The organism is Kocuria sp. UBA1838 (assembly GCF_002338785.1).
GTDB lineage: Bacteria > Actinomycetota > Actinomycetes > Actinomycetales > Micrococcaceae > Kocuria > Kocuria marina.
In genome coordinates this window covers 683-8,688 of record NZ_DDIY01000017.1, presented here as the reverse complement: position 1 = coordinate 8,688, position 8,006 = coordinate 683, and the positions used below count along the sequence as shown (strand labels likewise).

Below are 8,006 nucleotides of genomic sequence, written 5' to 3'. Positions count from 1 at the left end.
CGCTGCGCCGTCGTGGCTGGCCAAGTGATGTTTCAGCTCGTTCTTACGACGTTCCGTATCCTGCTCGAGCTGTTCGAGGTAGGCCCGGGAAGGCTCGGAATTGACCGTCAGGTGGTGGCGGTCGCGGCCTGGGTTTTCTTCCGGCGAGTGGCTCGTTCCCATACTTGGGGAGCGTAACAAGTGATTCGAATCACCCCGGTGAGCGACCCTGTAGTGTTGCGGCCCGAGACACGACGATGCCCCGCACCACGGGGTACGGGGCACCGGAGGAGCAGGGGGAACCTACTTGATGGAGGTACCCGCGGAACCGAGGTTCTGGCACGCCTCCACCACGCGGGCGGCCATGCCGGTCTCGGCCTCGGCGCCCCACACGCGAGGGTCGTACTTCTTCTTGTTGCCGACCTCGCCGTCGACCTTGAGGACGCCGTCGTAGTTGCTGAACATGAACCCGGCCACGGGGCGCGTGAACGCGTACTGGGTGTCGGTGTCCACGTTCATCTTGATCACGCCGTAGGACACCGCGTCCGCGATCTCCTGCGCGGTGGAACCGGAGCCGCCGTGGAACACGAGGTCGAACGGGCGATCCTTGCCGATCTTGGCACCCACCTCGTCCTGGATCTGCTTGAGCAGTTCGGGGCGCAGGCGCACGTTGCCGGGCTTGTACACGCCGTGCACGTTGCCGAAGGTCAGCGCCGTGATGTAACGGCCCTTCTCTCCGGCGCCCAGGGCCTCGATGGTCTTCATGCCGTCCTCGACGGTCGTGTAGAGCGTGTCGTTGATCTCGCCGACGACGCCGTCCTCCTCACCGCCCACGGCCCCGATCTCCACCTCGAGGATGATCTTGGCCTTGTGTGTGCGCTCCAGCAGTTCCTGGGCGATCTTGAGGTTCTCGTCCAGATCGATCGCGGAACCGTCCCACATGTGCGACTGGAAGATGGGGTCCTCACCGCGGGCCACGGCCTTCTCCGACTCGGCCAGCAGCGGCAGCACGAAGCCCTCGAGCTTGTCCTGGGGGCAGTGGTCGGTGTGCAGCGCGATGTTGACGTCGTAGTTCTTGGCGACCTCGCGGGCGAACGCCGCCATGGCCAGCGAACCCGTGACCATGTCCTTCACGGAGGAGCCGGACCAGTACGCCGCACCACCGGTGGACGCCTGGATGATGCCGTCCGAACCCGCCTCGGCGAAACCGCGGATCGCGGCGTTGAGGGTCTGGGAGGAGGTCACGTTGATGGCCGGGTAGGCGAAGCCCTTCTCCTTGGCCCGGTCGATCATCTCGGAGTAAACGTCAGGGGTTGCGATGGGCATGAAACACTCCTTCTACTGGGTTCCCGATGCACGGCTGGACCGTGGCCTGAGGCCTGTTTCCAGTCTAGGCGACGGGTCTGCTCGTGACCCGGGACGGCACCGCAAAATTGCGGCCCGCCACGGGATGAACCGTGGCGGGCCGATCGTCTCAGAGCCGCGCCGTGGTCACGCCGCCGTGACCACGTACGGACCCACGGGTGACCTCCTCGGTGGGTGCGCGGCGCCCGGGGGTCGTTGCCCCGTGGCGCTCACAGCCGCCAGCATGAGCTGGTCTGCGGGATGCCATTGAACCGTGCGTCCAGGTAGACGAGCATCGAGGGAACGCCTTCCAGGGAGGCCCCCACATGGGTGGGTGTAGCGAGCGTCTGCATGGAGACGTTCACCCCGGAGGCGCACCATTTCTGGGCGAGCCGTCGGCCCGACTGGTAGGGCACGACGTCGTCCGCCACGGTGTGGGCGATGCGCACCGGGACACGAGGGTGGCGGCCCGCGGCACCGATGGTCTGCTCGTCCAGGTACGCCTTCAGAGCGGGGTCCCCGAGCAGCTGGGAGAAGGAGCGCCCGTCAGCCGTGAGCTTCTCGGACGGCACCAGGGCGTCGGCGAGGACGGTGCCCACCAGGCAGCTGTCCTGGGCCTTGTCATAGCGCCTCTGCCCTTCAGCATTGAGTCTGTCCCGAACCGCCACCCCGGAGTCCTCGGCCGCCCCCATCACGTAGAAGGACAGGCCGGAGAAGAGAGAGGAGTCGATGTGCTGACCCGTGAGTGTGAGGTCCGCGGGCGGCGCACCCACCCAGGCACTCTTGAGCTGCACCTCCGGGGCGTACTCAGGGGCGCTCTCCGCGGCTGCAGCCGTGGCACCGCCGCCCTGCGAGTATCCCACGGCGGCCACGGGGGTCTTAGCGTCCACTCCCTCCATGCCGAGCTGCTGCGCACCGCGCACGGCATCGAGCACGGCGTGAGCCTGGTCCACACGGTTCATGTAGGTGTGGGCGCCGTCAGTGCCCAGACCGATGTAGTCCGGGGCCACCACGTTGTAGCCAGCATTGATCAGGCCGGCCAGGCTGAGACCTTCGGAGTTCGTGCCCATGGCCATTTGACGGGACGGCGCGCACGAGTCGCCCATACCCTGGGTACCCGAGGACAGCACCACGAGCGGCCGTGGGCCGGGCTTGCGCCACGCAGCCTTGGACTGCAGCACGGTGCCCGTGGTGGCCACGGCCTGGTTCTTGCTGTTGGTGGTCCTGTACATGATGCGCGTGGCGGACGCATTGGGCTTGATGAGCTTGACGGGGTCCAGGTAGAACGTGGACGGCTCCGAACGCACCACGCCCCCGTTGGCGGCAGGCAGTTGCGCCGGGGTGCTGTAGAAGTCCGTGTCCGTGGAGCTGCGGAGCTTCTTCAGCGCATCCTCGCGAGCAAGATCATCGCGGGTCAGCCCCTGCTCCTGGAGCTTCTGGTCCTGCTCGCTACGCGGCAGCTCGGAGAAACCGCCATCCGGTGCGGAGCCTGCTGCGCTCTGCGCATTCGCGGGCTGCAGTCCAGCAAGCAGCAGCCCAACGCCCAGGGCGAGGGCACCCGCAGAACGCCGCAAGGACGATGGTCGAGTGGTCGAGGCAGCCATGAGCATGCGAACCTTTCATCATGTGATTCAATTCACATGACCCTACGGTAACTTCTGCCTCCTGGCTATGGTCGGCCGGCCTTTTTCACGCTCCCGCGCCCTTCGTGACGTCGGACGAGGGCGCAGGACGCTGCTCGAACACGTGGCGGCGGATCCATGCATGCATGGTCACGGCGGCGGCCGCTCCGGCGTTGATGGAGCGGGTGGAGCCGAACTGCTCGATGGCCAGCACCGCGTCCGCCTCCGCGACGAGCTCCTCGGAGACCCCCGGGCCCTCCTGACCGAACACCAGGACGCAGCGTTCGGGCAGCTCGAACGTCTCGAGCAGCTGGGAACCGGGGACGTTGTCGATCGCGAGCACCGCGAGTCCCTCGCCGCGTGCCCAGGCCGTGAACTCCGCGACACTCGCGTGGTGGCGCACGTGCTGGTAGCGGTCCGTGACCATGGCTCCGCGGCGGTTCCAGCGGCGTCGCCCGATGATGTGCACCTCACGAGCCAGGAACGCGTTGGCGGTGCGCACCACGGAGCCGATGTTGAAGTCGTGCTCCCAGTTCTCCACCGCCACGTGGAAGGCGTGGCGCCTGGAGTCCAGGTCCGCGATGATCGCGTCCATGCGCCAGTAGCGGTACTGGTCCGCAACGTTGCGGCGGTCGCCCTCGCGCAGCAGCTCGGGGTCCCAGCGCTCGCCGGCGGGCCACTCGCCCTGCCAGGGGCCCACGCCGACGACGCGGGGCGCAGCGTCGTCGTCCTGCCGAGACCCGGACGCGTCCGGCTCAGTCAAGCCCGAGCTCGTCCTTGGAGTAGGCGTACAGGCACGGGACGCCCGCGGTCTCCTCGATGCGCTCCTTGGCGCCGGTGCGGCGGTCCACGATCACGGCAACGGCCACGACGTTCGCGCCCGCCTTCTGCAGCGCCTCCACGGCGGTCAGGGCGGAACCGCCGGTGGTGGAGGTGTCCTCCACGACCACCACGTCCCGGCCCACCACGCTGGGGCCCTCCACCTGACGCCCCATGCCGTAGGACTTCTGAGCCTTGCGCACCACAAAGGTGTCGACGGTGCGGCCCTGGTCCCCGGCCGTGCGCATGATCGCGTTGCCCACCGGGTCCGCGCCCATGGTGAGCCCGCCGGCGGCGTCGAACGCGATCCCGGCCTCGTCCAGCAGACCGAGCATGACCTGACCCACGTACCGGGAGGCCTCGTGGTGCAGGGTCACGCGGCGCAGGTCCACGTAGTAGTCCGCTTCGATGCCGCTGGCCAGCGTGACCTTGCCCCGCACCACGGCGAGGTCCTTGATCAGTTCGCGCAGGCGCTCACGGGCGGTGGCCAGGTCCACGGGAGAGAAGTCGGTGCTCATACGGGCAGTTTACGTGTCGGGGCTAACCCCTCAGCCCAGCCTGCCGCCGGATTCTCGCAGGTAGCACGCCGCGCACAGGGACTCGTAGGTGACGGCCACGCCGTCGATGGCCACCTGGTCCCCCTCGAACACGAAGTCGTCGCCCACCTTCCGCGTGTTGAACAGGGCCTTGCGTCCGCAGCGGCAGATGGTCTTGAGCTCCTCCAAGGTGTGGGCGAGCTCCATGAGCCGCTCGGAGCCGGGGAAGGAACGGGTACGGAAGTCGGTGCGGATGCCGTAGGCCATCACGGGCACGTCCAGCAGCACGGCGATCCGTAGCAGGTCGTCCACCTGCCCGGTCTCCAGGAACTGCGCCTCGTCCACCAGCAGGCACGCCACGGGCTGGGCGTCCACGTGCTCGAGCAGGGCCTCCGGGTCATCGCCGGTGGAGTGGCGCTTGAACAGGCCCATGGCGCTCTCGCCGGGCTGGATCAGGAAGTCCACCGTGCGGGTGACACCCAGCCGGGAGAGGATCTGGTCCTCGCCCTTGGTGTCCACGTGGGGTTTGGCGAGCAGCACGCGCTGCCCGCGCTCCTCGTAGTTGTAGGCGGCCTGGAGCAGCGCCGTGGATTTCCCGGAGTTCATCGCGCCGTAGCGGAAGTAGAGCTTGGCCACGGTCGGTCAGTCTATCGCCGCCCGCAGCCACGCCTTCGACGGGCGCGGCCAGCGCTGCACGCGGCCGTCCTCGGGGGTCGCCTCGACCGCGTACTCGATCTCACCCGAGGCCGGGCCTGCGGCAAGTGGGCCGTGTACTCGCCGTTCAGTGCGGTCTCCCGCATGGGCGTGCGGGAGCTTCTCGAACGGCAGCCCCAGCGCCCGGCTGAGCGCGGGCTGGGCACGCTGGTCCACGGGCTCGGACTCGAGCGCGGCGAGGGGCTCGCGGCCTGCAGTCTCCAGGGGCGCGCCCGGCTCGTGGGCAGTGAACGGCGTGGCGTAAACGTACCGCGGGCCCACGCACCACAGCTGACCATGCTCGTCCATCACGGGGTGCGGGCCCCAGTCGCGCACCCACACGGCGTCGTCGCCCTGCGGCGCATGGACGAACGTGACCCGGTCCGGGGAGACGCCCTGGGACGCGAACCACGCGGCGGCGTCGATCTCCGAGGCGGCGTCCGTGACGAGGACCCACAGGTGTGCGTCCAGCGCGAGGTCTCGCAACAGGGCACCCGGCAACGCCGCGGGCCAGGTGACGAAGGCCCCGAGCGCGGGCTCCCACTCGGCGACAAGTCGTTTCTTCCCAGGGTCCACCATTCCACGCCCAGGGGGTGCTGCGGCTCACCCTGCGGAGCGGGTCAGGCCGCGCGCCCCTGGTCCCTGGCCTCAGCGCTCCTGCACCCGCCCGGTAGAGGCACGACGACGCCGCCCCACGGCCGCAGGACCAGGAAGACGGCCTGCATCAGGTAGCCGCGGTCCTGATCTCCTCGGTGGAGGACTGGACGCCATGGCGCACGTGCTGCGGCGGGGGTTGAGGGTGACCGCCGGCACCCAGGGGCCGGTCCGGAATGACAGACCTTGCTGCGGCATGGAATAAGGTCCCCGCCCGGGGCTGTTGAGACAGACATGACCACAATGAAGGCGCAGACATATCAGCAGTACGGCGACACCTCCGTACTGGAGCTCACCGACCAGCCCATGCCCAAGGTAGGCCCCGGCGAGGTCCTGGTGAAGGTGAAGGCCGCGGGCATCAACCCGGTGGACTGGAAGGTCATGTCCGGCGGGCTGGATCCCATGATGACCGTCCAGTTCCCGGCGACCCCCGGCTGGGACGTCGCGGGCGTCGTCGTGGGCAAGGGCTTCGACACCCCCAGCGTCTCCGAGGGCGATGAGGTGATCGCCTACGCCCGCAAGGACTGGATCCACGGCGGCACGTTTGCCCAGTACGTCTCCGTCCCCGTGCGCGCACTCGCCCCCAAGCCGAAGAGTCTTTCCTGGGAACAGGCCGGAGGGCTGCCGCTCGCGGGACTCACCGCGTACCAGGTGCTTACCCGACTGGGTCTCGCGGAGGGCAAGACCGTGCTGATCCACGCGGCCTCCGGTGGTGTGGGGAGCATGGGCGTGCAGATCGCCAAGGCGTTCGGCGCGCGGGTGATCGGCACCGCATCGACCAAGAACCACGACTACGTGCGTGAGCTCGGCGCGGAGCCCGTGGAGTACGGGGACGGTCTCGTGGAGCGCGTCAAGGAGCTTGCCCCGAACGGTGTGGACATCGTCGTGGACTTCGTGGGCGGCGTGGTGGAGGACTCCGTCGCCGTGCTCGCGGACGGCGGCCAGCACGCCTCCATCGCGGACCCCGAGGTGGAGGAGCACGGCGGGAGCTACATGTGGGTCTCTCCGGACGCAGAGCAGCTCACCGAGCTCGCTCGCCTGGCCGACGACGGCAAGCTCACCGTCCGCGTGGACCGCACCTTCCCGCTCGCGCAGCTGCCGGACGCATTCACCGCCAGCCAGGAGGGCCACGCCGTGGGCAAGATCGTGCTCACGGTCGACTGATCCGCGGAACGCCCCGGGGGCGTCTCGACCTCAGCGGGGCGACTCCCGGGGGGCTTTCGCGCAGGCCGGGGCCACGGAGCTCTGACCACATCACGACGATGCCTCGTCACGGGTGGACCGTGACGAGGCATCGTCATGTGCGGGGCCGTGCGGTGTCGTCGCCCGTGGCTGCGTGGCCGGGACGGGACAGGCGCGCGGCAGCGAGGATCAGCGCGGCGCCATGCGCAGGGCGCCGTCCATGCGGATGGTCTCCCCGTTGAGGTAGTCGTGCTCCACGATCATCCCCGCGAGCTGGGCGTACTCGTCCGGGCGGGCCAGGCGGTGCGGGAAGGGGACGGACTCCGCCAGGGCGCTGCGGAAATCCTCGCTCACCCGACCGAGCATGGGGGTGTCCACGATCCCGGGGGCGATCGTCATCACGCGCACCCCGCGGGAGGAGAGGTCACGCGCCGCGGCGATCGTCATCGAATGCACACCACCCTTGGACGCGGCGTACGCGGCCTGGCCGATCTGTCCCTCGAAGGCAGCCACGGAGGCGGTGTTGATGATGACGCCGCGTTGACCAGCCTCATCCACGGGCTCCTGCGCGGTCATGACCTCCGCGGCGAGCGCGAGGACCGTGAACGTGCCCATCAGGTTGATCCGCACCACGCGCTCGAACAATGCGAGGTCGTGAACGCCGTTCTTGCCCACCACGCGCGCGGAGGTCCCGATGCCCGCGCAATTGACCACGGTGCGCAACGGCGCCACGTCCGCGGCGGTGGCCACGGCGGCCCGCACCTGCTCCTCGTCGGTGACGTCCGCGGACACGTATTGCACGCCGTCGACCGGCGCGGCGGCGTGCACGACCTGCGGCAGATCCAGGCCGATCACGCGCGCCCCACGCGCCACGAGTTCCGCGGCCGTGGCCGCCCCCAGCCCGGAGGCCGCACCCGTGACGACCGCCGTCGAGTCCCTGATGTCCATGTCCGCTCCGTTCCCCGCCTCGTGGGCGGTCCAGCACGCTGTTGATGACGCCGTTCGTCGCCTTCTCCGCCCGATCGTACGGCTCCGGTGCGCGCAGGTCGACGGGCCCCATGAGCCGGCAGGCCCCGGTCAGCGCGCGACCAGCGACGACGCCCCGGTGCGGTGCAGTAAATTTGAGGAACCAGCCACCCCCGGTTCGAGGCGCGAGCACCACCGGCGCGCCGGGCCG

8 protein-coding genes are annotated in these 8,006 nt (G+C 69.2%); 1 reads left to right on the top strand and 7 read right to left on the bottom strand.

Annotation, left to right across the window (positions count from 1 at the left end; translation table 11 throughout):
- Nucleotides 1-282 precede the first annotated feature (282 nt).
- The 6 genes from fbaA to B3I25_RS09125 form a co-directional block, all read right to left on the bottom strand.
- A complete protein-coding gene (gene fbaA, locus B3I25_RS09150; protein WP_064846477.1) occupies nt 283-1,305 on the bottom strand; it encodes a class II fructose-bisphosphate aldolase in 1,023 nt (340 codons plus the stop codon).
- A 248-nt stretch (nt 1,306-1,553) separates the two neighbouring features.
- Entirely contained in the window at nt 1,554-2,897 is a 1,344-nt protein-coding gene (locus B3I25_RS09145; protein ID WP_286738721.1) for a lipase family protein, read from the bottom strand.
- 115 nt (nt 2,898-3,012) lie between these two features.
- Nucleotides 3,013-3,708 (bottom strand): TrmH family RNA methyltransferase, encoded by a 696-nt coding sequence (locus tag B3I25_RS09140; protein ID WP_035960874.1) that lies wholly within the window; start codon nt 3,706-3,708, stop codon nt 3,013-3,015.
- On the bottom strand, nt 3,701-4,282 hold the full coding sequence (pyrE, locus tag B3I25_RS09135) for an orotate phosphoribosyltransferase (protein ID WP_098053556.1): 582 nt from the start codon (nt 4,280-4,282) through the stop codon (nt 3,701-3,703). Before pyrE ends, B3I25_RS09140 begins: the two co-directional genes overlap by 8 nt.
- A gap of 30 nt (nt 4,283-4,312) precedes the next feature.
- Nucleotides 4,313-4,936, bottom strand: a complete 624-nt coding sequence (locus B3I25_RS09130) for a thymidine kinase (protein ID WP_035960877.1) — start codon at nt 4,934-4,936, stop codon at nt 4,313-4,315.
- Between the two features lie 6 nt (nt 4,937-4,942).
- Nucleotides 4,943-5,569 carry a hypothetical protein gene (locus B3I25_RS09125; protein WP_286738720.1) on the bottom strand — a complete coding sequence of 209 codons (627 nt, stop codon included), beginning with the start codon at nt 5,567-5,569 and terminating at the stop codon, nt 4,943-4,945.
- A gap of 321 nt (nt 5,570-5,890) precedes the next feature.
- On the opposite strand from B3I25_RS09125, the gene B3I25_RS09120 reads away from it, so the two are divergent.
- Nucleotides 5,891-6,811 (top strand): NADP-dependent oxidoreductase, encoded by a 921-nt coding sequence (locus tag B3I25_RS09120; RefSeq protein WP_179861228.1) that lies wholly within the window; start codon nt 5,891-5,893, stop codon nt 6,809-6,811.
- Between the two features lie 207 nt (nt 6,812-7,018).
- On the opposite strand, the gene B3I25_RS09115 is transcribed toward B3I25_RS09120, so the two are convergent.
- Complete coding sequence (locus B3I25_RS09115; RefSeq protein ID WP_286738719.1) at nt 7,019-7,777, bottom strand: SDR family NAD(P)-dependent oxidoreductase; 759 nt, start codon at nt 7,775-7,777, stop codon at nt 7,019-7,021.
- Nucleotides 7,778-8,006: the final 229 nt, after the last annotated feature.

What these genes read in the sequence shown, in the direction of transcription:
- fbaA (WP_064846477.1), bottom strand. Translation starts at nt 1,305, where the DNA reads ATGCCCATCGCAACCCCTGACGTTTACTCCGAGATGATCGACCGGGCC.
- pyrE (WP_098053556.1), bottom strand. Translation starts at nt 4,282, where the DNA reads ATGAGCACCGACTTCTCTCCCGTGGACCTGGCCACCGCCCGTGAGCGC.
- B3I25_RS09120 (WP_179861228.1), top strand. Translation starts at nt 5,891, where the DNA reads ATGAAGGCGCAGACATATCAGCAGTACGGCGACACCTCCGTACTGGAG.
- B3I25_RS09115 (WP_286738719.1), bottom strand. Translation starts at nt 7,777, where the DNA reads ATGGACATCAGGGACTCGACGGCGGTCGTCACGGGTGCGGCCTCCGGG.